The 23524-nt window shown below is 70.2% G+C and carries 25 protein-coding genes; 20 read left to right on the top strand and 5 right to left on the bottom strand.

The window, feature by feature from the left end; all coding sequences use genetic code 11:
- Positions 1-74 precede the first annotated feature (74 nt).
- A complete protein-coding gene (locus ABH926_RS11510; RefSeq protein WP_370365428.1) occupies positions 75-581 on the bottom strand; it encodes a dCMP deaminase in 507 nt (168 codons plus the stop codon).
- 176 nt (positions 582-757) lie between these two features.
- Between ABH926_RS11510 and ABH926_RS11505 the strand changes: the two genes are divergently transcribed.
- Positions 758-1420: an HAD family hydrolase gene (locus ABH926_RS11505; RefSeq protein WP_370365427.1), complete on the top strand. Its 663-nt coding sequence runs from the start codon at positions 758-760 to the stop codon at positions 1418-1420.
- 25 nt (positions 1421-1445) lie between these two features.
- On the top strand, positions 1446-1931 hold the full coding sequence (gene yidD, locus ABH926_RS11500; RefSeq protein ID WP_370365425.1) for a membrane protein insertion efficiency factor YidD: 486 nt from the start codon (positions 1446-1448) through the stop codon (positions 1929-1931).
- A gap of 104 nt (positions 1932-2035) precedes the next feature.
- On the opposite strand, the gene ABH926_RS11495 is transcribed toward yidD, so the two are convergent.
- Positions 2036-2974: a RecB family exonuclease gene (locus ABH926_RS11495; RefSeq protein ID WP_370365558.1), complete on the bottom strand. Its 939-nt coding sequence runs from the start codon at positions 2972-2974 to the stop codon at positions 2036-2038.
- Between the two features lie 123 nt (positions 2975-3097).
- On the opposite strand from ABH926_RS11495, the gene ABH926_RS11490 reads away from it, so the two are divergent.
- The 7 genes from ABH926_RS11490 (at position 3098) to ABH926_RS11460 (ending at position 10862) form a co-directional block, all read left to right on the top strand.
- On the top strand, positions 3098-4387 hold the full coding sequence (locus ABH926_RS11490) for a site-2 protease family protein (RefSeq protein WP_370365424.1): 1290 nt from the start codon (positions 3098-3100) through the stop codon (positions 4385-4387).
- Positions 4388-4417: 30 nt separating this feature from the next.
- Positions 4418-5410, top strand: coding sequence for a tRNA (adenine-N1)-methyltransferase (locus ABH926_RS11485; RefSeq protein WP_370365422.1), 993 nt, complete (start codon positions 4418-4420; stop codon positions 5408-5410).
- A 163-nt stretch (positions 5411-5573) separates the two neighbouring features.
- Complete coding sequence (locus tag ABH926_RS11480; protein WP_370365421.1) at positions 5574-6530, top strand: carbohydrate ABC transporter permease; 957 nt, start codon at positions 5574-5576, stop codon at positions 6528-6530.
- Positions 6531-6595: 65 nt separating this feature from the next.
- Complete coding sequence (locus ABH926_RS11475) at positions 6596-7939, top strand: extracellular solute-binding protein (RefSeq protein WP_370365420.1); 1344 nt, start codon at positions 6596-6598, stop codon at positions 7937-7939.
- Entirely contained in the window at positions 7936-8808 is an 873-nt protein-coding gene (locus tag ABH926_RS11470; RefSeq protein WP_370365419.1) for a carbohydrate ABC transporter permease, read from the top strand. The genes ABH926_RS11475 and ABH926_RS11470 overlap by 4 nt, the downstream gene beginning before the upstream one ends.
- Positions 8801-9550 (top strand): HAD family hydrolase, encoded by a 750-nt coding sequence (locus tag ABH926_RS11465; RefSeq protein WP_370365417.1) that lies wholly within the window; start codon positions 8801-8803, stop codon positions 9548-9550. Before ABH926_RS11470 ends, ABH926_RS11465 begins: the two co-directional genes overlap by 8 nt.
- Positions 9551-9569: 19 nt before the next feature.
- Entirely contained in the window at positions 9570-10862 is a 1293-nt protein-coding gene (locus ABH926_RS11460; protein WP_370365416.1) for an MBL fold metallo-hydrolase, read from the top strand.
- A 117-nt stretch (positions 10863-10979) separates the two neighbouring features.
- On the opposite strand, the gene ABH926_RS11455 is transcribed toward ABH926_RS11460, so the two are convergent.
- Complete coding sequence (locus tag ABH926_RS11455; RefSeq protein ID WP_370365415.1) at positions 10980-11282, bottom strand: ferredoxin; 303 nt, start codon at positions 11280-11282, stop codon at positions 10980-10982.
- Between the two features lie 329 nt (positions 11283-11611).
- Between ABH926_RS11455 and arc the strand changes: the two genes are divergently transcribed.
- The 11 genes from arc (at position 11612) to ABH926_RS11400 (ending at position 21798) form a co-directional block, all read left to right on the top strand.
- Positions 11612-13396, top strand: coding sequence for a proteasome ATPase (arc, locus tag ABH926_RS11450; RefSeq protein WP_370365414.1), 1785 nt, complete (start codon positions 11612-11614; stop codon positions 13394-13396).
- Positions 13397-13553: 157 nt separating this feature from the next.
- Entirely contained in the window at positions 13554-13781 is a 228-nt protein-coding gene (locus tag ABH926_RS11445) for a hypothetical protein (protein WP_370365413.1), read from the top strand.
- Positions 13768-14073, top strand: coding sequence for a type II toxin-antitoxin system PemK/MazF family toxin (locus tag ABH926_RS11440; RefSeq protein WP_370365412.1), 306 nt, complete (start codon positions 13768-13770; stop codon positions 14071-14073). Before ABH926_RS11445 ends, ABH926_RS11440 begins: the two co-directional genes overlap by 14 nt.
- Before the next feature lie 138 nt (positions 14074-14211).
- Positions 14212-15723 (top strand): depupylase/deamidase Dop, encoded by a 1512-nt coding sequence (gene dop, locus ABH926_RS11435; protein WP_370365411.1) that lies wholly within the window; start codon positions 14212-14214, stop codon positions 15721-15723.
- A 171-nt stretch (positions 15724-15894) separates the two neighbouring features.
- Positions 15895-16104, top strand: a complete 210-nt coding sequence (locus ABH926_RS11430; protein WP_370341705.1) for a ubiquitin-like protein Pup — start codon at positions 15895-15897, stop codon at positions 16102-16104.
- A 74-nt stretch (positions 16105-16178) separates the two neighbouring features.
- Positions 16179-17039, top strand: coding sequence for a proteasome subunit beta (gene prcB, locus ABH926_RS11425; RefSeq protein WP_370365410.1), 861 nt, complete (start codon positions 16179-16181; stop codon positions 17037-17039).
- A gap of 63 nt (positions 17040-17102) precedes the next feature.
- Positions 17103-17948 carry a proteasome subunit alpha gene (gene prcA, locus ABH926_RS11420; protein ID WP_370365409.1) on the top strand — a complete coding sequence of 282 codons (846 nt, stop codon included), beginning with the start codon at positions 17103-17105 and terminating at the stop codon, positions 17946-17948.
- 73 nt (positions 17949-18021) lie between these two features.
- Positions 18022-19383: a Pup--protein ligase gene (gene pafA, locus ABH926_RS11415; protein WP_370365408.1), complete on the top strand. Its 1362-nt coding sequence runs from the start codon at positions 18022-18024 to the stop codon at positions 19381-19383.
- Positions 19384-19549: 166 nt separating this feature from the next.
- Positions 19550-20548 carry an FKBP-type peptidyl-prolyl cis-trans isomerase gene (locus tag ABH926_RS11410; protein WP_370365407.1) on the top strand — a complete coding sequence of 333 codons (999 nt, stop codon included), beginning with the start codon at positions 19550-19552 and terminating at the stop codon, positions 20546-20548.
- 92 nt (positions 20549-20640) lie between these two features.
- Positions 20641-21015 carry an FKBP-type peptidyl-prolyl cis-trans isomerase gene (locus ABH926_RS11405; protein ID WP_370365406.1) on the top strand — a complete coding sequence of 125 codons (375 nt, stop codon included), beginning with the start codon at positions 20641-20643 and terminating at the stop codon, positions 21013-21015.
- 153 nt (positions 21016-21168) lie between these two features.
- Positions 21169-21798: a LysE family transporter gene (locus ABH926_RS11400; protein ID WP_370365405.1), complete on the top strand. Its 630-nt coding sequence runs from the start codon at positions 21169-21171 to the stop codon at positions 21796-21798.
- A gap of 49 nt (positions 21799-21847) precedes the next feature.
- Here ABH926_RS11400 and ABH926_RS11395 read toward each other — a convergent pair whose 3' ends face one another.
- Both ABH926_RS11395 and ABH926_RS11390 read right to left on the bottom strand, forming a co-directional pair.
- Positions 21848-22393 carry an anti-sigma factor gene (locus ABH926_RS11395; RefSeq protein WP_370365404.1) on the bottom strand — a complete coding sequence of 182 codons (546 nt, stop codon included), beginning with the start codon at positions 22391-22393 and terminating at the stop codon, positions 21848-21850.
- Between the two features lie 27 nt (positions 22394-22420).
- Complete coding sequence (locus ABH926_RS11390; protein WP_370365403.1) at positions 22421-23506, bottom strand: DUF3866 family protein; 1086 nt, start codon at positions 23504-23506, stop codon at positions 22421-22423.
- Positions 23507-23524: the final 18 nt, after the last annotated feature.

Below are 23524 nucleotides of genomic sequence, written 5' to 3'. Positions count from 1 at the left end.
AGCGGGGCCGCCCAGGCTTGATCGGGGTCGGTGGGTTCGTCGGGGTCGCTGGTGTCGCCGGGGTCGCCGGTGTTTCAGCCCTCGCCGAACAAGTGCGCGTTCGCGGCCTTGACCTGCGGCGTGAACTCCGGGAACTCGACGACCTCGATCCCGGCCTCGCGCAGCAGTTCGGCGCCCTGGCAGTCCTCGACCAGCAGCGAGGGCTCGCGCCAGGCGAACACCACGCGCCGGATGCCGGAGTCGATGATCAGCCGGGTGCAGCTGGCCGGCCGGGACTTGCGGATCGAGCAGGGCTCCAGCGAGGAGTACATGGTCGCGCCGGGCAGCCGCGGGTGGTTCGGGGCCAGGCGGGCCAGCGCCGACTCCTCGGCGTGGACGTGCTCGTCGGTGTCGCGGGACCAGCCGCGGGCCAGTTCGCGGTCGTCGGCGTCGATGATCAGCGCCCCGACGTTGAACGCGCGCGGCGAAGGCGGGCAGCGCCAGGCGAGGTCGACCGCGGTGCTGAGCCATTCGCGGTCTTCCCCGCGGGTGCGGTTGGAGATGGGAGTGGCGGACGAAGATGCGGCGTCGATGGTGGTCACTTTCCCAAGTCCTCGGTTCTGGTCGGGTCCGGCCGGACGGTGGTATCGGGGACGGCACCGGTTGTGGTCACAAGTCTCAACAGTAGTCGCGCTGAGCCGCCGTTTCTCGGGTTCGCCGCCAAGCCGGGCGCAGAACGGGCGATGATCCCGGGCCGCGCATTGGTATCTTGATCGCCATGCCCAGCCCCATACCGCCGGCCGCCGTCTTCTTCGACATGGACGGCCTGCTCATCGACTCCGAGCCCACCTGGTTCCAGGCCGAGCAGGACATGCTCGCCGCCTACGGGTTCACCCTCGGCCCCGAGCACTACCCGCACGTCCTGGGCAAGCCGATAGAGGTCTCGACCGCCTACCTGCTGGACCTCACCGGCCACCCGGTCAGCGCCGAGCAGTTCGCCGACGGCATCGAGGTGGCGATGATCGAGCGCCTGCGCGACGGCGTCCCGATGATGCCCGGCGCGAAGGACCTGCTGGTCGAGCTGGAGGCCGCCGGCCTGCCGCTGGCCCTGGTCTCGGCCTCGTCCCGGCGCATCGTGGACGCCTGCCTGCCGCTGATCGGCGCCGAGCACTTCCGGGTCACGGTCTCCGGCGACGACGTCGAGCACAGCAAGCCCGAACCGGACCCGTACCTGCTGGCAGCCCGCCACCTGGACGTCGACCCGGCCCGCTGCGTGGTGCTGGAGGACTCACCGACCGGCGCCGCCGCCGGCCACGCCGCGGGCTGCCGCGTGATCGCGGTCCCGCACGCGGCCCAGGTGCCGGCCCGCGAGCGGGTGACGGTCGTGGATTCGCTCCGGCGGGTGAATCTGTCCTTCCTGCGCGGCTTGTTCGACGAGTAGACGCCGGACGAGAGATAACTGGCCCATGGGGGACGACAAGAGCATAGGCACCGGCGACATCCTCGACGACACGATCGGCCGCAACCGCCGGTTCCGGCTGGGAACGGGATGGCTGGAGCGAGGCTGCGAACCGGAATGCTGGTCGGCGGGCTGCGAGGTGAGCAATGCCTGCGATGCCAACTGCCTGGTGGCACTCATAGCCCTGATGGCGACGAGCGGCGGCCTGTTCGCGGCGATCGCCGGCGCCGGACCGACCGGGCGGCGGCTTCGGCGTGAGGCGCAGCCGCGCGGGGCGCTGGCGGCGGCGCTGCACCAGGGCGTGCGCTACTACCAGCTGCGGCTCAGCGCGCGCCGCCCCGGCCACGGCGGCTGCCGGTACCCGCCGACGTGCTCGGCGTACGCTGCCGAGGCGCTGCGACGGCATGGCGCGCTGGCCGGGACCCGGCTCGCCGTCCGGCGGCTGCGGCGGTGCCGGCCGGGAGCTGCCGGCGGCGCGGATCCGGTGCCCTGAGCCGGTTGGGTTGTCGCGGCGGAAGCCGGCGACTGGCGACCGGCGACCAGCGGGCTGCTCGGCGCCCGCCCCGATACCGCCGAGCCCTCCGCTCGCCCGCCGAATCAGCCCTCTGTCTCGCCCACTTCGCCGCCCCCCTTAGCAGCCGCAGCCCCCGCCGCGCCCCGCCCCCGCTGCCCCGGCACCGCCTCCGACGCCTCGACCACCTCCACCGGCGGCAACGCCGGCGGCGTCCCGCCGAACTCCGGGCACAGCGCCTTGTGATCGCACCAGTCGCACAGCCGCGACGGGTTCGCGCGCCACTCGCCGCGCTCGGCGGCGGCGCGGATCGCGCTCCAGAGGGCGGCGACCTTGCGTTCGGTGGCGCGCAGGTCCGATTCGTCGGGGTCGTAGGTGACGATCTGGCTGTCGCCGCCGAGGTACATCAGCTGCAGGCGGCGGGGGACCACGCCGCGGGTCTTCCACAGGACCAGGGCGTAGAACTTCATCTGGAACAGGGCCTTGCCCTCGAAGGCCGGGCCCGGGGCGCGCCCGGTTTTGTAGTCGACCACGCGGATCGCGCCGTCGGGGGCCACGTCGAGGCGGTCGACGAAGCCGCGCAGCAGCAGGCCGTCGGCGACCCGGGCGTGGACGAACAGTTCGCGCTCGGCCGGCTCCAGGCGGTTCGGGTCCTCCAGGCGGAAGTAGCGCTCCAGCAGGTTCACCGCGCCGGCCAGCCAGGCCTCGTCGCCGCCGGCCTCCTCGGCCAGTTCCACCAGAGCCGGGTCGGCCTGGACCATGCGCTCCCATTCCGGGGACAGCATGCTGGAGGCCGAGGTCGGGGTGCGCTGGCCGGTCGGCAGGTCGAAGAGGTGCTCCAGGATGGCGTGGACCAGGGTGCCGCGGGTGGCCGCCGCGCTCTTGCGTTCCGGGAGCTTGTCGATGACGCGGAAGCGGAACAGCAGCGGGCAGGTCATGAAGTCCGACGCCCGGGACGGCGAGAGCGCCATCGGGAGCGTCACCGTCGTCACCGTCACAGGGCTCGTCGTCACCGCTGCGTCCATCGCGTCCATGGGCCTCGACCCTACTCGGCGGTCCCGACATCCCCGGCGCCGGGCGCGCCGTGTGACCAGATCGCCCGCGCGGTGAGTGGTCTTGCAAGTTCGCCTGCGCATAGAGTCGAAGACGTGGCGGATGACGATGGCAGGCAGAGCACCGGTGATGGTGGCTCCGACGGCGAGGGCGGGGGGGCGTCGCAGGAGCACAGATCCGGCCGCAACCAGATCATCCGCGGCCCCGGCCTGCGCCTGGGGCGGCCGTTCGGCATCCCCCTGTACGTCTCCCCGTCCTGGTTCGTCGTCGCCGCTTTCATCACCGTCCTGCTGGCTCCGCAGTCCGGCGACGTCACCGACCCGTCCAACGACTTCGGCAACGAACTCGGCGGCTGGCGCTATGTCCTGTCGCTCGCCTACGCCATCTTCCTCTACGCCTCCGTCGTCGTCCACGAGCTCGCGCACTCCGCCCTGGCCAAGCGCCTGGGCCTGCCGGTGCGCCGCATCGTCATCCACTTCCTCGGCGGCGTCTCGGAGATCGAGAAGGAGTCCGACGCGCCCGGCAAGGCGTTCTGGATCGCCTTCGTCGGCCCGCTGACCTCCGCCGCGCTGGCCGGCATCGGCTTCGCCGTCTACCAGGTCATCCCGCACGACGACACGGTCAGCCTGGGCCAGAAGGTCGCCGCCACGCTGGTTTTCGGCTTCTGGGCCTCCAACCTGCTGGTGGCGCTGTTCAACCTGCTGCCGGGCCTGCCGCTGGACGGCGGCCAGATGCTGCGCGCCGCGGTCTGGAAGGCCACCGGCCGCTCGATGGCCGGCACCGTCGCGGCCGCCTGGGCCGGCCGGGTCCTGGCGATCGCGGTCTTCCTCGCGATGAACCTGCTCTACGCCCGCGGCGGCACCATCCAGCCCTTCGGCCTGGGCCTGGCGGTCTTCATGGCGATGTTCATCTGGTTCGGCGCCACCCAGGCCCTGGTCGTGGCCAAGCTCCGGGAGCGCATCCCCGGCCTGTCGGCGCGCAAGATGACCCGCCGGGCGATCAGCGTCGAGGCGCGCACCCCGCTGGCCGAGGCGCTGCGGCGCGCGCACGAGGTGAACGCCCGCGGCATCGTGCTGGTGGACGGCAACGACAAGCCCACCGGCCTGGTCAACGAGGCCCAGGTGATCGCCACCCCGGAGCAGCGCCGGCCGTGGGTCGAGGCCGGCGACGTGGCGCGGCCGCTGGAGGCCAACCTGATAGTGGCCGCCGACCTCACCGGCGAGGCCCTGCTGGACGTGCTGCGCGCCAACCCGGCCCCGGAGTACCTGGTCGTCGAGGCGGGCGGGGAGATCGTCGGCGTGCTGGCCGCCTCCGATGTGCAGGCGGCGTTCCTGGGCAAGCCGCCCAGCCCGCCCCCGCCGGCCCAGCCGCGCATGCCGGTCTAGGGGGACCAGCAGCGCCGGTAGGCTGAAGGGATGGACAGCACGCCCTCTACGCCCCCCTCCGAGCCGACCGGCGCGGACCACCGACGCGGCCTCCTCAAGCCCGGCGACCAGGTTCAGCTCACCGACGCCAAGGGGCGGATGAGCACCATCACCCTGCAGGCGGGCAAGCAGTACCACACCCACAAGGGCTCCTTCGATCACGACGAGCTCATCGGCTCGCCCGAGGGCGTGGTCGTGAAGACCTCCGGCGGCAACGAGTACCTGGCGCTGCGTCCGCTGCTGTCCGACTTCGTGCTGTCGATGCCGCGCGGGGCGGCCGTGGTCTACCCCAAGGACGCCGGGCAGATCGTGCAGATGGCCGACATCTTCCCCGGGGCCCGGGTGGTCGAGGCCGGCGTCGGCTCCGGCGCGCTGACCTGCTCGCTGCTGCGGGCCGTCGGGGACTCCGGCAGCGTGCACTCCTACGAGCGCCGCGAGGAGTTCGCCGAGATCGCGGCGAAGAACGTGCGCTCCTTCTTCGGCGCCGAGCACCCGGCGTGGGAGCTGACCATCGGCGACCTGGCCGAGAAGCTGGTCGACGAGGAGGTCGACCGGGTGGTGCTGGACATGCTGGCGCCGTGGGACTGCGTGGACGCGGTCGCCAAGGCGCTGGTGCCCGGCGGCGTGATCATCTGCTACGTCGCGACCACCACCCAGCTCTCGCGCACCGTGGAGACCCTGCGCTCGCACGGCGCGTTCACCGAGCCGCAGCCCTGGGAGTCGATGGTGCGCGGCTGGCACGTGGAGGGCCTGGCGGTGCGGCCGGACCACCGGATGATCGGCCACACCGGCTTCCTGGTGACCGCGCGCCGGCTGGCCGACGGCGTCACCCCGCCTGTGCGCCGCCGCCGGCCGTCCAAGGGCGCCTACGCCGCCGACTACGTCGCCGAGGGCGCGACGCCGGCGGCCGGGAGCGTCGCCGACCCCGAGTTCAACGAGGACGGCACGGTGACCTCCTCCGTGGCGCGCCGCGTGCTGCCCTAGCCGTACCGGCCCAGCGTGGGCGCGGAGGGTCGGCCGGTCTTCCTGGTTAGGGACTGGCCAACATTCCAGGACACCACAAGATCACGAATATAAGAAGCCTTGTAGTCATCTGTTCATCGAAACGTCGCGGGAACGCAATCCGGACCCGCGACAGTTTCGTGCCGTGACCGCAACGACCGAGGCCGGCAAGGCCCTCGCCGCACCGCCCGGCCCGGCCCGCCGACAGCGCGCCCGCGACTTCCGCGCGACCCGCTGGGGCTGGGCGTACTCGGCCCCGGCCGTGCTCGTGTTCCTGGCCTTCGTGATCGTCCCGACCGGGTACACGTTCTACGTCTCCCTGTGGAAGTGGAACGCGCTGAACCCGGCGCTGTCGAAGTTCAAGGGCCTGGGCAACTACTCGCGGCTGTTCGACGCCACGCAGCCCACGTTCCTGAGCAGCCTGTGGCACTCGCTGTACTTCACCGGCGCGATGGTGATCGGCGGGACCGCGATCTCCCTGGGCCTGGCCCTGCTGCTGCAGCGCGGCGGCGCGCTGCTGAACGGCACCCGGGTGGCGCTCTTCCTGCCGCACGCCACGCCGGTGATCGCCACCTCGATGATCTGGACCTGGATCTTCAACTACAAGTTCGGCCTGGCCGACTGGGTCCTGCACAGCCTGCACCTGCCGACCTCGCAGTGGCTGCAGTCCTCGTCCTCGGCGATGCCCGCCGTGGTGATCTACAGCCTGTGGCACGAGGTCGGCTTCACCACCGTGGTGTTCCTCGGCGGCCTGGCCACGCTGTCCAACGAGCTGTCCGAGGCCGCGCGCGTGGACGGCTGCTCGGCCTGGCAGGAGTTCTGGCACGTCACCTGGCACCAGCTCAGGCCGGTGACCGTGTTCGTGGTCGCCATCACCGCGATCACCTCGCTGCAGGCCTTCACGCAGTTCTACCAGCTGGCCAACGGCGGCCCGGCCTACGCCACCACGACCCTGAGCTACCTGGTCTACCAGGAGGCCTTCGTCTTCAGCGACACCGGCTACGGCGCGGCGCTGGCCGTGGTCCTGTTCGCCATCACCATCTTCTTCACGCTCGTCCGGCGCCGCACCGCGGCCGGCGGCGAGTCGCACGCCCTCGTCTGATCCGCACGCTCTCGTCCGATCCGCACTGCCACCCACACCCCTCGAAATCGGGAGACCGAACACCCATGCGCAAGCGCATAACCGCGGCCGCCGGCCTGGCCGCCCTCGCCTTGACCGCCACCGCCTGTGCCGGCGGCGGGACCTCCACGCCGAAGTCCAGCAGCGGCACCTCCGCCAAGAGCACCGGCTCCGGCACCGAGCTCGCGGTGCCCACCGGCCCGGTGACCATCACCTTCGAGGAGGCGATGACCATCGGCACCCTGAAGCCGGCGATGGACAAGCTGGTCTCGGACTTCCAGGCCAAGTACCCGAACATCACGGTCAAGCTCCAGGGCGACCCGGACTACGGCACGATGTACACCAAGGAGAAGGCCGAGGTGCAGGCCGGGAACGCCCCGACCATCGGCCAGGCCTACGAGAGCTGGGCCTCCTACTTCCAGTCCGCCGGCAAGCTGGTCCCGATCAGCGACCTGGCCGGCACCGACACCCCGGCCGAGATGTCCACGTTCTACAAGGGCATCCAGACCGACATGAAGCTGCCGGACGGCAAGACCTGGATGTGGCCGTTCAACAAGAGCGTGCTGGTCCTGTTCGAGAACTCCGACATGCTCGCCAAGGACGGCCAGACCGACCCGAAGACCTGGGACGACTACGCCAACGTCATGAAGGCGGTCTCCAAGGACGGCGTCACCGGCTCCACCATCGACCCCGGCTCGGCCACCGGCGCCGCCTACGGCACCCAGTGGTTCGAGATCCTGTCCGAGGCCAACGGTGCCAAGCTCTACGACGCCGACGGCACCCCGCACCTGAGCGACCCCGGTGCCGTCAAGGCCCTGCAGTACATGCAGGACCTGAAGAACGCCAACGCCCTGGCCACCGGCAAGAACTACCCCGGCGAGACCGCGCTGGGCGCCCAGAAGGGCGCGTTCGACATCTCCTCGGCGGCCGGCTACGGCTTCGAGAACAAGACAGTCGCCGGCAAGTTCAAGCTCGGCATCACCGCCCTGCCCTCGGGCCCGGCCGGCGCGGTCAACGAGCTGACCGGCACCAACATCGTGATGTTCACCGGCGCCAGCGCCGACCAGAAGGCCGCCGCCTGGGCCTTCCTGAAGTTCATCGACAGCCCCGCCGAGCAGGCCGGGTGGTCGGCCACCTCCGGCTACCTGCCGGTGACCAGCCAGGCCCTGAGCGACCCGGTGATGCAGTCCTTCGTGGCCAAGAACCCGTACGTCACGGCCGCGGTCTCCGAGCTCGACACCGCCTTCACGCTGCCCGGCTTCGACTGGATCTTCAAGTGCCAGGGCTATGAGGCCACCGCGATCCAGGAGGTGCTGGAGAACGGCAAGCAGCCCTCTGACGCGCTGAACACCGCGCAGTCCGCCTGCACCGCCGCGAAGGCGCAGGGGTGAGCAAGAACACGGCATCCCGCGGCATGGCGGGGTCGAGCCGCGCCGGGCGTTACGCCCGGCGCGCGCTCGCCGTCGCGATCGGTCTGGCCTTCGTCTTCCCGTTCTACTGGACGGTGGTCATCTCGCTGGGCCACCCCGGTGAGTTCAGCAACTTCCCGCCGGTGCTGGTGCCGCACTGGGACTGGTCGAACTGGTCCCGGGCCTGGCACTCCGCGCCGTGGGTGCGCCTGTTCGGGAACACGATCCTGATCGCCTCGTGCACCGTGGTCCTGTGCCTGGTCACCTCGCTGCTGGCCGGCTTCGCCTTCGGCGTGCTGCGCTTCCCGGGCCGCAAGGTGCTGACCCTGGTGGTCCTGTCCGTGCTGATGATGCCCGGCACGGTGCTGATCATTCCGGACTACGTGCTGGCCAACGACCTGCACCTGCTGAACACCTACTGGATCCAGATCATCCCGTGGGGCGCCAGCGTCTTCGGGATCTTCCTGGTCCGGCAGTTCTTCCTGACCATGCCCGCCGAGATCCTGGACGCCGCGGCGCTGGACGGCGCCTCGCGGCTGCGCTTCCTGCGCTCGATCGGCGTGCCGATGGTGCGCCCGGCGCTGATCATCGTGGCCATCAACGTGTTCCTGGGCTCCTGGAACTCGTTCCTGTGGCCGGTGATCATGACGAACTCCAGCATGGACTCCTCGAACACGGTGCAGCCGGTCGAGGTCGGGCTGTCCACCTTCGCCAACGCCGAGGGCACCGACTTCCCGGGCCTGGCCGCCGCGGTCACCTTCACCACGCTGCCGGTCATGGTGTTCTTCCTGCTGTTGCAGCGGCAGTTCATCCGCGGCGCGCTGTCGGCGGCCGGAGGCGTCCGTGGCTGAGCCGGGGATGGAGACGGGGAGGCCGGACCGCCGGCCGATCCTGGTCGTGGACTTCGACGGGACCGTCTACCGCGACGACGGCCCGGTGCGCTTCTACGCCGAGCACGCGGCCGGCAGCCTGCCGAACGAGTGGCGCGGGCGGTTCCTGGACCTGTTCGAGGCCTATCTCGAGCACGGGATGGCCGCCGCGGACCGGGTCGCCGACGAGGCCGCGGCCGCCGTGCTGCGCTCCTCGGTGGACGCCTGGGGCGCGGCGGCCGGCCTGGCGGCGCTGTCCGGCGTCGGTCCGGCGGCCCTCGACTCGGCCTTCCTGGCCAGCCGGCAGTACATGCTGACCGCGGCGTGCCGGGTCACGGCGGTGCCGGCGCTGGTCGAGGCGTTCGAGAAGCTGCGCGGCCGGGTGCGGATCGTCCTGGCCACCAACAGCCCGGCCGGAGGGCTGGCGCCGCTGCTGGCCCGGCTCGGGGTGACCGCCCTGTTCGAGGAGGTCGTCTCCGGAGCGAACAAACCCGAGGGACTGCGGCGGTGGATCGCGGCGTCGCTGGCCGACCGGCCGGCCGGCGAGCTCTTCTCGCTCGGCGACCACTACTTCAACGAGATCGAGCCCGCGATGGCGGTCGGCGCGTGCGCCGGCTACATCGACCGGTTCGGCCGCGCCGACGGCCCCGCGACGCTGAGCGCCGCGGTGGTCGAGGACATCCTGCCCGGGATCTTCTCCTGGGCCGGCGCGCACAATTCATAGGAAGAGAACACACATCTCCATGGCAACAACCGTCGAGTTCTGGGGCGGGGTCGGCGTCATCGGCTCCAGCAAGATCCTGATCACCGAGGGGGACCACCGGGTCCTGCTCGATTTCGGGCTCGACATCCCCCGCGGCACCGACCTGTTCCGGCCGCCGGTCGTGCCCCGGCCGCACCGCTACCTCGCCGACCGGCTGCGGGTCGGCGCGGCGCCGCGGCTGCCCGGGGTCTACGACCCGGCGATGGTCGAACCGGGGGACCCGCTCGGCGAGGACGGCCCGGCCACGGCGGTGTTCGTCAGCCACGCCCACATCGACCACTGCGGTCTGGTCGGAACCCTCAGGCCCGGAATTGAGGTTCACGCCGCCCCGGAGACCGTCGCGGTGATGCGCGCGCTGGCCGCCGCCGGCGACGGCCTGCCCGGCGGCGACCCGGACTGGCGGCCGCTGGCTGCCGAGACGCCGGTGGCCTTCGGGCCGCTGACCGTCGAGCGGATCACCGTCGACCACGACGTGCCCGGCGCCAGCGGGTACCTGGTCACCACCTCCGACGGCGTCCTGGCCTTCACCGGCGACATCCGCTTCCACGGCCGCGCGCCGGAGCGGGCCTGGCGGCTGGCCGAGCGCGCCGCGGGCTGTGAGATGTTCGTCACAGAGGGTACGGCCCTGGGGCTGCCGGTGTTCCCCGGCCCGGTCCGCACCGAGGACGACGTGGTGCGGGACTTCGCCGCGGTGCTGGAGGAGGCCCGCGGGGACCTGGTGCTGCTCGCGATGTACCCGCGCGACCTGGAGCGGGTCGCGGAGTTCATCGAGGTGGCCGGTGCCGCCGGACGGCGGATCCTGTGGGGCGACCCGGTCGCGGCGTTCCTGAGGGCGCTGGACGTCGAGGGCGTGGTGGCCTACTCCGAGGTGGGGCTGGAGGAGGTCAAGGCCGATCCCGGAGCCTTCGTCTACCAGCCCGACCTGCGCGACCTGCGCGGCATCCCGAACCTGGCGGACCTGCCGGTGGGGGAGCGGACCGTCTGGCTGCACGCCAACGGCGAGCCGCTGGGGCCGTTCGAGTCCCGCTGGTCGCTGTTCACGGAGTGGCTGGACGCGCTGGGCATCCCGCTGCGCCGGATCGGCTCCTTCGGCCACGCCACCGCCGACGACCTGCACACCCTGGTGCACCGGGTGGCGCCGCGGACCGTGGTCCCGATCCACACAGATGCCCCCGAGAGGCTGCACCCGGTCGGCGGTCCGGCGCGGCTGCTGCCGGTCCTGGCGCAGCGTTATGACCTGGGCGGTCACCCGGTAGAGCGAAATTTTTCCTGAGACGGCAACCTGGACGGCCGGTGAGACGTCTGGGTTAGCGGGCCACGGGGACGACGGCGATGGAGACAGGTGCCGAGCTGGGGCGGAACCCGTCTCCCGCCGTCCGGCTCGCTCTTGTCACGCCCCGTCGGCGTCCGGACCGGCCACGACCACCCCATCGGCCGCCCGCCGGACGTGGATGCACTCGCCGGGGCACTCCTTGGCCGAGTCGATGACGGCCAGCACCAGATCCGCCGGGACCGGGACCCGGGCCTCGGCGCCGGTGCGCAGTTCGGCGTCGGCGCCGTCCTTCACGTAGGCGACGCCGTCGATGTCGAGTTCGAACACGTCCGGCGCATACTGCGCGCAGATGCCGTCACCGGTGCACAGATCGTGATCGATCCATACCTCGAGCGCATCCGTGTCAGTGGTGACGGTCATATTCGAGACGCTACCAAGCCGTGACGGCGAACCATCCGGCGGGCTCAGTCGTTGATCGATTGTCCTCGACAAAGCACCACCGGTGGGCAAGGATCGGGATCACAACTCCGGGCCGGCGCCACATAACCGGCCGAGTGAGGGGGAATCGTCATGACGACAGGCCTTGTTGTTCGAACGAAGAGCACCCGAGTTCCGGACCCGCGGGGGATGCCGCTCCCGGCCTCGGTCGCAACTGCACAACATTCAGCGGTTTCAAGAACGCTTCCGCTAGGCAGGACAGCAGCAAGGAAGTTCTTGAGCATCGCAGCTTCCGGCGGGAGGTGAGGACCGTGCCAGCACACGACGACGACATCCGCGAGGGCGCCGGCCGCTCGGCGCGCGGGTCGGACGACCTCGCTGCCCAGGTCACGTACCTGGAGCAGGAGATCGCCGTCCTGCGGCGCAGGCTCCGCGACGCCGCGGACGCCCCACGGGGCGGCCGGGCCGTGGAGGAGCGGATCAACGAGTTGCAGGCCACTGTGGCCGGGCTCACGAGCCAGAACGAACGGCTGGTGGCGACGCTGCGGGAAGCGCGCGACCAGATCGTGGCGTTGAAGGAGGAGATCGACCGTCTCGCGCAGCCGCCGAGCGGTTTCGGCGTGTTCCTGGAGGACGCCGGCGAGGGCAATGCCGACATCTTCACCGGCGGCCGCAAGATGCGGGTGTCGGTGAGCCCGTCCATCGAGCCCGGCTCCCTGCGCCCCGGCCAGGAGGTGATGCTGAACGAGGCGCTCAACGTGGTCGCGGCGTTCGGCTTCGAGAGCGTGGGCGAGATCGTCAGCCTCAAGGAGATCCTCGAGGACGGCACCCGCGCCCTGGTCACCGGCCGGACCGACGAGGAGCACGTGGTGCGCCTCGGCCAGCCGCTGCTGGAGTCCGGCGTCAAGCTGCGCCCGGGCGACGCGCTGCTGATGGAGCCGCGCAGCGGCTACGTGTACGAGGTCATCCCCAAGTCCGAGGTCGAAGACCTCGTGCTGGAGGAGGTCCCGGACATCTCCTACCTGGAGATCGGCGGCCTGGACGGCCAGATCGAGCTGATCCGCGACGCCGTCGAGCTCCCGTATCTGCACCCTGACCTGTTCAAGGAGCACCAGCTGCGGCCGCCCAAGGGCGTGCTGCTGTACGGGCCTCCCGGCTGCGGCAAGACCCTGATCGCCAAGGCGGTGGCCAACTCGCTGGCCAAGAAGGTCGCGGAAGTGACCGGCTCGGGCAACGTGAAGAGCTACTTCCTGAACATCAAGGGCCCTGAGCTGCTGAACAAGTACGTCGGCGAGACCGAGCGGCACATCCGCCTGGTCTTCCAGCGGGCGCGCGAGAAGGCCAGCGAGGGTGCCCCGGTCATCGTGTTCTTCGACGAGATGGACTCGCTGTTCCGCACCCGCGGCAGCGGCATCAGCTCGGACGTGGAGAACACGATCGTCCCGCAGCTGCTCTCGGAGATCGACGGCGTCGAGGGCCTGGAGAACGTCATCGTCATCGGCGCCTCCAACCGCGAGGACATGATCGACCCGGCGATCCTGCGCCCGGGCCGGCTGGACGTGAAGATCAAGATCGAGCGTCCGGACGCCGAGGCGGCCAAGGACATCTTCAGCAAGTACGTCACCCCCGAACTGCCCCTGCACGCCGAGGACCTGGCCGAGCACAGCGGTGACCGGCAGGCCACGGTGTCGGCGATGATCCAGGCCACGGTCGAGCGCATGTACAGCGAGATCGACGAGAACCGGTTCCTGGAGGTCACCTACGCCAACGGCGACAAGGAAGTCATGTACTTCCGCGACTTCAACTCCGGCGCGATGATCCAGAACATCGTCGACCGCGCGAAGAAGACCGCGATCAAGGACTTCCTGGACCACAAGCAGAAGGGTCTGCGCGTCTCCCACCTGCTCGGCGCCTGCGTCGACGAGTTCAAGGAGAACGAGGACCTGCCGAACACCACCAACCCCGACGACTGGGCCCGCATCTCCGGCAAGAAGGGCGAGCGCATCGTCTTCATCCGCACCCTGGTCACCGGCAAGCGCGGAGGCGACACCGGCCGGTCGATCGACACGATCGCCAGCACCGGCCAGTACCTGTAGGACCGACTGGGCAAAGGCCGCCTCCGCCGCCCGCGCGCCGTCTTCGGACGGCGCGCGGGCGGCGCGTGCTTTGTGGCGGCACGTCAGCGCCTCGGCGGCGCGGTCGAGGCGTTGCGGATCCGCGTCTCGTACCATTTCTCATGGTATTCTCCGTACCATGCCGAAGCTTGACGTCAGCGTGAAGGCGGAGACCATAGCGGCTTCCCGGGCCGCGGCCGCGGCCGCCGGGATGAACCTGTCCAACTGGACGGACAAGGTTCTCGCGGAGGCGGCTTGGCGGCAGCGGTTCAGTCGCTCTGCCGAGCGGGAGCGTCGGCTGGGTGTCACGCCGGAGTGGTTGGCGCAGCACAAGAACGGCATCGAGGAGCAGCGTGCGGCAGGGTGAGGTCTGGGAGCGCGGCGACCGGCCGACTCTGGCTCTGATCCTGTCCTCAGACCTCTACAACGAGGCCGGCCCCGGCCGTGTGATCGTGTGCCCGGTGCTTCCCGGTGAGCCGGCGCCCCTGGAGGAGTTCGCCGGCGACGTCCCGATCACCACCCCGCTGACCGGCACGGTGCTGGCCGAGCTCATCGAGTGGCTTCCGGCTTCCGGGCTCACGGCACCGCGCGGCGCGCTGTCCGGGCCCGACTGGCGGCGGGTGGACCAGGTCGTCAGGGCCGTGCTGGGTCATCTCTGAGCGTGACGTAACCCCTCGTCCGCCCACGGTTCATTGATCACCGCCCGGGTACACACACCGAGTGGCAACCCATCATCCCAGTAAAAACCGTGCACAAGGCACTGCCACACGTCACCCCCGCGGAATAAGGTGGCCGGTATGAGCGTGTGGCGAATCATGGGCACCGAGACCGAGTACGGCATCTCCGTACCAGGGAACCCCGGCGCCAACGCGATGCTGATCTCGTCCCAGATCGTCAACTCCTACGCGGCGGCCATGCACCGGGCCCGCCGTGCGCGCTGGGACTTCGAGGAGGAGAACCCGCTGCGCGACGCCCGGGGCTTCGACCTGGCCCGCGACATCGCCGACGCCAGCCAGCTCACCGACGAGGACGCGGGCCTGGCCAACGTGATCCTCACCAACGGGGCCCGCCTGTACGTCGACCACGCACACCCGGAGTACTCCTCGCCGGAGGTCACCAATCCGCGCGACGCGGTGATCTGGGACAAGGCCGGGGAGTGGATCATGGCCGAGGCCTCGCGCCGGGCCGCCGAGATCCCCGGGACCGCGCCGATCAACCTGTACAAGAACAACACCGACAACAAGGGCGCCTCCTACGGCTCGCATGAGAACTACCTCATGCAGCGCACCACGCCGTTCGCCGACATCGTCCGCAACCTCACCCCGTTCTTCGTCTCCCGGCAGGTGGTCACCGGCGCCGGCCGGGTCGGCATCGGCCAGGACGGCCGGGCGCACGGCTTCCAGATCTCCCAGCGTGCCGACTTCTTCGAGGTCGAGGTGGGCCTGGAGACCACGCTCAAGCGCCCGATCATCAACACCCGGGACGAGCCGCACGCCGACCCCGAGCGCTACCGCCGGCTGCACGTCATCATCGGCGACGCCAACCTGGCCGAGATCTCGATCTACCTCAAGACCGGCACCACGGCGCTGGTCCTGGCGATGATCGAGGAGCGCTTCATGTCCACCGACCTGTCGGTGGACGCCCCGGTGCGCACGCTGCACCAGGTCAGCCACGACCCGAGCCTGCGGCAGCTGGTCACGCTGCGCAGCGGACGCAAGCTGACCGCCGTGCAGCTGCAGATGGAGTACTGCGAGCAGGCCCGCAAGTTCGTGGAGGACCGGTACGGCTCCGACGTCGACGACGTCACCAAGGACGTGCTGGAGCGCTGGGAGTCGGTGCTCACCCGCCTGGAGTCCGACCCGATGTCGCTGTCCAGGGAGCTGGACTGGGTCGCCAAGTACGAGATCCTGCAGGGCTACCGCAAGCGCGACGGGCTGGACTGGGACTCCTCGCGCCTGGAGCTGGTCGACCTGCAGTACTCCGACGTGCGGCCGGAGAAGGGCCTGTACCAGCGCCTGGCGGCGCGCGGGCGGTTCGAGCGGATCACCACCGACGAGCAGATCCGGCAGGCGGTGGACCACCCGCCGGAGGACACCAGGGCCTACTTCCGGGGCCGGTGCCTGGACAAGTACGCGGACTCGGTGGCCGCCGCGTCCTGGGATTCGGTGATCTTCGACGTGCCGGGTCGCGAATCCCTGCAAAGGGTGCCGACACTGGAACCGACGCGCGGAACCAAGCAGCACGTCCAAGCGTTGATCGATAGAAGCCGCACCGCGGAGGACCTGGTGCGGGCTTTGACCGAAGGCTGAGACGAATCGTTCCACATATCGGACCAGCGCCTCTTCGGCGCTGGTCCGACGAATTCCACAAACGTAATTAATCCGGGATCCCGATCACGCGTGGAATACCCCCGTTCGGGGGAAGTTGAAGCTAGAGTGAGGAAGATCGGCAACCTTGCCGAGGAGTGGGAGAGGGCTGAGATGGCAGCGGACGAACGCGGCGGCCAGCAGCACGCCAACCGTGACAAGCAAGAGGTCGAGGAAACCGCCCCCGAGGCGAGCAGCGACCTGCAGGAGCGTCAGGAGAAGCTCTCCGAGGACGTGGACTCCATGCTGGACGAGATCGACGAGGTGCTCGAGGCCAACTCCGAGGACTTCGTCCGGGGCTTCGTCCAGAAGGGTGGCCAGTGAGGTTCGCGATCAACTAGGGTCGCAGCACCTCAAGCTCTGTTTCGTACGAATCTTGATAGAAGGGGATTGCTGAAGTGGAATCCAACGCGGACTGGGGCTCTCGGGGCGGTCTGCCGCAGGCGTTCCTCACGCCCGGCATCTCCTCTTTCAGCGAGTTCTTGAAGGGGTTCGCCCCCGACTACCTGCCCGGCGGGCGCGTCCTGCCGGCCGGCACCTCCGTGTCCGGCAACGACATCGCGCCGCACGGCACCACCATCGTCGCCATCACCTTCCCCGGCGGGGTGCTGCTGGCCGGCGACCGCCGGGCCACGATGGGCAACTTCATCGCCCAGCGGGACATCCAGAAGGTGTTCCCGGCCGACGAGTTCTCCGCGGTCGGCATCGCCGGCAGCGCCGGCCTGGCCGTGGAAGTGGTCCGGCTGTTCCAGCTGGAGCTGGAGCACTACGAGAAGATCGAGGGCGTCACGCTCTCCACCGACGGCAAGGCCAACCGCCTGGCCACCATGATCCGCGGCAACCTCGCGATGGCGATGCAGGGCCTGGCCGTGGTCCCGCTGTTCGCCGGCTACGACGAGGAGACCGGCCAGGGCCGGATCTTCAGCTACGACGTCACCGGCGGCATGTACGAGGAGCACGACTTCTACTCGGTCGGCTCGGGCTCGATGTTCGCCCGCGGCGCCCTGAAGAAGCTGTACCGCCCGGACTTCACCGCCGAGGACGCCGCGGTCGCGGCCGTGCAGGCGCTCTACGACGCCGCCGACGACGACTCGGCCACCGGCGGCCCGGACCTGTTCCGCAAGATCTTCCCCGTCGTCGCGGTGGTCACCGACGAGGGCTACCGGCGGCTGCCGGACGAGGAACTGTCCACGCTGGTGGAGGGCATCATGGATGCCCGCCGCGTGGTGCCCGACGGTCCCCGCTCCCCGCTGCGCTAACGTGCTGATCGCAGCACTCTCACCCATCTTGCAGCCCTCGGTCCCAGTCAGGAGTGACCCGTCGTGACGACGCCGTTCTACGTCTCGCCCGAACAGATCATGAAGGACCGGGCCGAGTATGCCCGCAAGGGCATCTCGCGTGGCCGGTCGGTGGCAGTCATCTTCTATGACAAGGGCATCCTGTTCGTCGGGGAGAACCCGTCGCGGGCCCTGCACAAGATCTCCGAGATCTACGACCGCATCGCCTTCGCCGCGGCCGGCCGGTACAACGAGTACGAGCAGCTGCGCATCGCCGGCGTCCGGCACGCCGACATGCGCGGGTACGTCTACGACCGCCGCGACGTCACCGGCCGGGCCCTGGCCAACACCTACGCCCAGGCCCTGGGCACGATGTTCAGCGAGGGCGCGGGCAAGCCCTACGAGGTGGAGCTGGCCGTGGCCGAGGTCGGCGACAGGGCCGCCGACGACCAGGGCTACCGGGTCACCTTCGACGGCCAGGTCACCGACATCCGCGGCTTCCAGGTGCTCGGCGGCGCCGCGGACGGCGTGACCCAGGTGCTGGAGTCCTCCTACGAGGAGAACGCCGCGCTGGAGACGGTGCTCAACGCCGCGGTCGACGCCCTGGGCCGGGACGGCACCGAGCCGCGCACCCTGGCCCCCAACCAGCTGGAGGTCGCGGTCCTGGACCGCACCCGCAGCCGGGTGCGCAAGTTCCGGCGCATCACCGGCCCGGCGCTGGCCGCGCTGCTCGGCGTCGACGGCGACGCCGACGCCGACGCCGGCAAGGGCGGCGAGGACGGGGACACCGGAGGCGACGCCCCGGCCGCCGAGCCGGAGCTGTCCGACAAGGACGTGCTCGGCGCGGTCGACGACCTCCTGGACGAGGACGGGGACTCCTCGGAGTCCTGACACATGCGCCGGCCGAACAACGACGCAGAGGTCTGACGCGGATTAAAGTCTAACGCGGCATAAGGTGGTCAACATGGACCGGCGGATCTTCGGGCTCGAAAACGAATACGGCGTCACCTGCACGTTCCGCGGTCAGCGTCGCCTGTCCCCGGACGAGGTCGCCCGCTACCTCTTCCGCCGCGTCGTGTCCTGGGGGCGCTCCAGCAACGTCTTCCTGCGCAACGGCGCGCGCCTGTACCTGGACGTCGGCTCGCACCCGGAGTACGCCACCCCCGAGTGCGACTCGGTGCGCGAGCTGATCGTCCACGACAAGGCCGGCGAGCGGATCCTGGAGGGGCTGCTGGCCGACGCCGAGCGGCGCCTGCACGAGGAGGGCATCGCCGGCGACGTCTACCTGTTCAAGAACAACACCGACTCGGCCGGCAACTCCTACGGCTGCCACGAGAACTACCTGGTGGGCCGGCACGGCGAGTTCTCCCGCCTGGCCGACGTCCTGATCCCGTTCCTGGTCACCCGCCAGCTGATCTGTGGCGCCGGCAAGGTCCTGGCCACCCCGCGCGGCGCGGTCTACTGCGTCTCGCAGCGGGCCGAGCACATCTGGGAGGGCGTCTCCAGCGCCACCACCCGCTCCCGCCCGATCATCAACACCCGCGACGAGCCGCACGCCGACGCCGAGAAGTACCGGCGCCTGCACGTGATCGTCGGCGACTCGAACATGTCCGAGACCACGATGCTCCTGAAGGTGGGGGCCACGGACCTGGTCCTGCGCATGATCGAGGCCGGCACCACGCTGCGCGACATGACCCTGGAGAACCCGATCCGGGCCATCCGCGAGGTCAGCCACGACATGACCGGCCAGAAGAAGGTCCGGCTGGCCAACGGCCGCGAGATGAGCGCGCTGGAGATACAGGAGGAGTACTTCACCAAGGCCCGGGACTTCGCCGAGAAGCGCGGCCTGCGCACCGGCGCGGTGGACCGGATCCTGGACCTGTGGGAGCGCACCCTGACCGCGGTGTCGACCGGTGACCTGGACCTGATCTCCCGGGAGATCGACTGGGTGATCAAGTACCAGCTGATCGAGCGCTACCGCGCGAAGAACAACCTGGCGATGTCCGCCCCGCGGGTGGCGCAGCTGGACCTGGCCTACCACGACATCTCCCGCAACCGCGGGTTGTACTACCTGCTGGAGAAGCGCGGCATGGTGGAGCGGACGGCCACCGACCTGGAGATCTTCCAGGCCAAGTCGGTCCCGCCGCAGACCACCCGGGCGCGGCTGCGCGGGGAGTTCATCAAGCGGGCGCAGGAGCAGCGGCGGGACTTCACCGTCGACTGGGTGCACCTGAAGCTGAACGACCAGGCTCAGCGGACGGTGCTGTGCAAGGACCCGTTCCGTTCGGTGGACGAGCGGGTGGAGAAGCTCATCTCCTCGATGTAGCCCAGAACTGCCTGTAGCCCAGAACCACCTGCAGCGCAGCGCTCGGGATTTGCTTTTTCGTGGCCTGCTGTCGGCGCCCGCCGGCAGCAGGCCACGCTACTGTGGTGCGGTCCCTTGACGTGTGATCGTCATAACCGCCTTCACCGCGCCGATTCGAGGTTTTCCAGTGCGCCGTCCCGTGGCCACCCGCAGGACCCAGACCGCCCTCGCCGGCCTCGCCGCCGGCCTGGTGCTGCTCGCAGGGTGTTCGTCGTCGAGCAAGCCCGCCGCGCCGAAGCCGTCGGCGGGGTCCGCGGCCTCCTCCGGGGCGCCGGCCGCCGACGCGATCGGGACGCGGCCGGCCATCACGGTGCCCGCCGGGCAGCCGGACGGCAAGCTCGGCGTCAAGGTGAAGATCCAGGGCGACGGGCCCAAGGTCACCGACGGCAGCGTGCTGGTCCTGCAGTTCGGCGCCAAGCTCTGGCGCGACGGCTCGGACCTGGGCAGCAGCTACGACCAGGGGCAGCACCCGGCGGTGCAGGTCGAGGGCCAGAACCAGATGCTGGCCGGCTGGGAGCAGGGCCTGAAGGGCCAGGCCGCCGGCAGCCGGGTGGAGCTGACCGTGCCGCCGGCGCTCGGCTTCGGCGCCAAGGGCACCACCGACGGCAAGATCACCATCACCGGCACCGACACCATCATCTTCGACATCGACATCATCGGCGTGTATCCGTCGGTGCAGGCCGACATCCCGGCCGGGACCGGGGTGCTGAACGACCCGACCCTGCCGAGCGTGGGCACCGCCGTGGGCAAGGACGACCCGAAGGTGACCATCCCGGCCGGCAAGCAGCCGCCGACGGCGGCCGTGTACAAGCCGGTGATCGTCGGCAAGGGCGCGCCGGTGAAGAAGGGCCAGACCCTGGTGGTCCAGTACGAGGGGATCGTCTGGCGCACCGGGCAGATCTTCGACTCCTCGTTCAGCAAGGGCAAGTCGCTGTTCGCCACCCAGATCGGCGTCGGCGACGTGGTGCCGGGCTGGGACGAGGGCCTGGTCGGGCAGACCGTGGGCTCGCGGGTGCTGCTGGTCGTGCCGCCGGACAAGGGGTACGGCGCGCAGGGCCAGCCCGACGCCGGGATCCAGGGCACCGACACCATGGTGTTCGTGGTGGACATCCTGGACGCCCGCTGACGACCTTCGCCGCGCTCCGCCGGGTGGTGCGGAAGACGCCCTGATAGCGTAACGAGGAGTCCATCATCGACAGGATTGGGAACAGCTAGCCCATGAGTCTTGACAAGCCTGAGATCGACTTCCCCGACTTCCCGGTCCCCGCCGACCTGGTGATCGAGGACATCACCGTCGGCAGCGGTGCGGAAGCCAAGGCCGGCCAGCAGGTCACGGTGCACTACGCCGGCGTGTCCTACTCCACCGGCGAGGAGTTCGACGCCTCCTGGAACCGCGGCCAGCCCTTCAGCTTCCCGCTGGGCGGCGGCCGGGTCATCGCCGGCTGGGACCGCGGCGTGGCCGGCATGAAGGTCGGCGGCCGGCGCAAGCTGGTCATCCCGCCGCACCTGGCCTACGGCGACCGCAGCCCGAGCCCGCTGATCAAGCCGGGCGAGACGCTGATCTTCGTCGTCGACCTGCTCGGCGTCAGCTGAACCGATCAGCTCGAGCAGGCCTCGCGCCTTCGATGGCCGTCCCGGGTTCCGGGACGGCCATCGGCGCCCCTGGCGGGCCAATCCGCGGCCGGTGGCCTGATACACCCCCGCCGACCTGCCGTGCGGCACCGTCCCCGTGGCAGCATCGGCGGTATGCCTCTCGCGTCCTTCGCCGCGCTGCTGACCGTCTGGACTCTGGCCCTGCTGATCCCCGGCCCGGACTTCCTCGCCGTCTCCCACGCCTCGGTCGCGCGCTCGCGCCGCGACGCGGTCTTCGTCGGCCTCGGCGTGGCCTGCGCGATGGCGGTCTGGGCGACCACCAGCCTGGTCGGCCTGACGGTGCTGCTGGTCAGGTTCCAGCCGGTGTTCGAGGCGGTTCGCATCGCCGGCGCGGCCTACCTGCTGTGGCTGGCCTTCCAGCTGCTGCGTTCGGCCGCGCGCCGCAAGCTGCACGGCTCGGCCGCCGGCACCGCGAGCGTCCGTCCCCGCGGTGCCCTCGCGGCCTTCCGTGCCGGCTTCCTGTGCAACATCGGCAACCCGAAGGCCGCCGTCTTCTTCTCCAGCGTCTTCGCCGCGCTGCTCCCGCCGCACGTGGACTGGGAGTACCGGACCGCGATCGGCGTGGCGATCCCGGCGATCGGCGTCGCCTGGTACGTGCTCGTGGCCTGCCTGTTCTCCGCCAAGCGGATCGCGGCCGGCTACGCGCGGGCCCGCCGGGTCGTCGACGCGGTGACCGGAACGCTGTTCGCGGTGCTCGCCGGCGACCTGCTGATCACCGAGTGAGGAGCCGCCGGGGCCGGCGGCGCCGTGGTCAGCCCAGCGTCAGAGCTGGTCAGCCCAGCGTCAGCTCGGCGATCGGCGTGCCCGACAGCGTCTGCGCGCCGCCCGAGGGCTCGACCGAGACCACCAGCGAGGCCGCGGCGGCCGGGATCGAGACGACGACCATGTCGTTCTGCGGGGCGTCGAAGCGCGAGGTCCCGGCTTCCTTCGCGGGCTGGCCGGCGCCGGTGCGGTACCAGAACTCGTAGGTCTTGCCGTGGCCGAGGGCCGGCAGGTCGTGGCCGGTGATCGCGAACCGGTGCAGCTTGGGGGAGTAGAACGCGGTCACCGAGCCGCCGCCGGCCGCCGGCTGCTCCGAGGTCTGCAGGCCCGGCGTCCCCAGCAGGAACGCGACCGCCTTCTCGTTCGCCTCCGCCGACATCTGGCGGTCGTGGACGCGCAGCGTCGTCCAGGCGAACGCCGCGGCCGCCAGGCCGAACACGACGCAGCTCAGGATCAGCACGGGCACCGCCCGGAGCTTGCGCTCGGTCGGGGTGACGATGTGCTCGTGCTCTTCATGCTCCGCGCCGGTCTTGACTTCCTCGACGCCCTCTTCCACGACCAACGTCCCTCCCGGATCTCGGTCTCAGGTGTGCAGCATCCCATAGTGCTGACAACAGCCGACACCCGCCAGTCGGCCCGCACAGGCCGAGGCGAGGAAGGCCGCATAGTCCTGCTCAAGTCCGCGGCCCATAGTGCTCAGCTTCACCGGACAGGAACGCAAAGCGGAATCCAGTCCGTCGACCGGTACGGAGACGACTGTGTGCCGCGCCGCCAACTCCGCAGTCTGCGAAGCGACTCCGTGCCAGAAGCCGTCGTCCACATCAGGCACGGCGACTTCGGCGCGCGCCAAGGCGACCTTCCCATAGGCGGTGAGGCTGTGGTGACTCACTCCGTGGTGCCGCTCGCGGGCATCTCCGGAGGAGACTCTTAGCGCGGCGACCGGACGTCCCCCTAATACTGCCGCCGCGTTAACAGCTTCTCCGCACGCGATCCCCGAGAAGCCCCACTCGGTTCCCGTGCCGAGGTTTCCGGGTCCTTGCGTAACGACGGCGATGTCGGCGTTCAGTACGTGGCGCGCCGCGAGAAGCCCGCTGTGCACGGTCACGCACTCCAGATCCCCGCCGAACGCCTGCCCCACCGTGACCGTGCCTGCTGTCAGCCAGCCGGCTTCGCGCAGTCCGTCGACTGTTCGCGAGAACCATAGAGGGAGTGCGCCTCCGTCGGTCATCACATAGGCGACGCGTGCAGCGGGACGCTCCGCGCGGATGCCGGCGAGCACCGCGGGCAGCGCCGAATGCAGATCGGCCACGACCACCGGCATCCCGTCCAGAGACGATGCGCTCGCCAACTCCGGGTAGCGTTCCTCGGCTCCGTCGACAATGGTCTGGAGCGGCGTATAGCGCGCCTTCACCATGTGTCCCTCTAGAGGAGCGTCCTCAGGGAGTCGGGAAGGGATCGCCACTACGAGCGCGTAACCGCCGGTGCCCAGTCCCATCTCCAGGGCCGCGACGGAGAGCAGCACCTCGTCGCCGACCTCCGGGCGTCCGACCAGCTCCGGATAGGCGAGGGCATGGAACATTCGTCCGTCTGCGGCCGTTACATCTATCTCTAGGGAACCGCGCCATGCGCGGCCTACAGCTGCAACCACCCCGCGCCGCCACTGGATCACCCACCCCACGCTACCGCT

Origin of the sequence: Catenulispora sp. GP43 (assembly GCF_041260665.1) — a bacterium.
Classification (GTDB): Bacteria; Actinomycetota; Actinomycetes; order Streptomycetales; family Catenulisporaceae; genus Catenulispora.
Note: the sequence above shows the minus strand (reverse complement) of the source record. Positions and strands in the feature narration are given on the sequence as shown.

Coding starts and splice junctions, on each gene's coding strand:
- ABH926_RS11505 (WP_370365427.1), top strand. CDS start 758: ATGCCCAGCCCCATACCGCCGGCCGCCGTCTTCTTCGACATGGACGGC.
- yidD (WP_370365425.1), top strand. CDS start 1,446: ATGGGGGACGACAAGAGCATAGGCACCGGCGACATCCTCGACGACACG.
- ABH926_RS11495 (WP_370365558.1), bottom strand. CDS start 2,974: ATGGACGCAGCGGTGACGACGAGCCCTGTGACGGTGACGACGGTGACG.
- ABH926_RS11485 (WP_370365422.1), top strand. CDS start 4,418: ATGGACAGCACGCCCTCTACGCCCCCCTCCGAGCCGACCGGCGCGGAC.
- ABH926_RS11475 (WP_370365420.1), top strand. CDS start 6,596: ATGCGCAAGCGCATAACCGCGGCCGCCGGCCTGGCCGCCCTCGCCTTG.
- ABH926_RS11460 (WP_370365416.1), top strand. CDS start 9,570: ATGGCAACAACCGTCGAGTTCTGGGGCGGGGTCGGCGTCATCGGCTCC.
- ABH926_RS11455 (WP_370365415.1), bottom strand. CDS start 11,282: ATGACCGTCACCACTGACACGGATGCGCTCGAGGTATGGATCGATCAC.
- ABH926_RS11445 (WP_370365413.1), top strand. CDS start 13,554: ATGCCGAAGCTTGACGTCAGCGTGAAGGCGGAGACCATAGCGGCTTCC.
- dop (WP_370365411.1), top strand. CDS start 14,212: ATGAGCGTGTGGCGAATCATGGGCACCGAGACCGAGTACGGCATCTCC.
- ABH926_RS11430 (WP_370341705.1), top strand. CDS start 15,895: ATGGCAGCGGACGAACGCGGCGGCCAGCAGCACGCCAACCGTGACAAG.
- pafA (WP_370365408.1), top strand. CDS start 18,022: ATGGACCGGCGGATCTTCGGGCTCGAAAACGAATACGGCGTCACCTGC.
- ABH926_RS11405 (WP_370365406.1), top strand. CDS start 20,641: ATGAGTCTTGACAAGCCTGAGATCGACTTCCCCGACTTCCCGGTCCCC.
- ABH926_RS11400 (WP_370365405.1), top strand. CDS start 21,169: ATGCCTCTCGCGTCCTTCGCCGCGCTGCTGACCGTCTGGACTCTGGCC.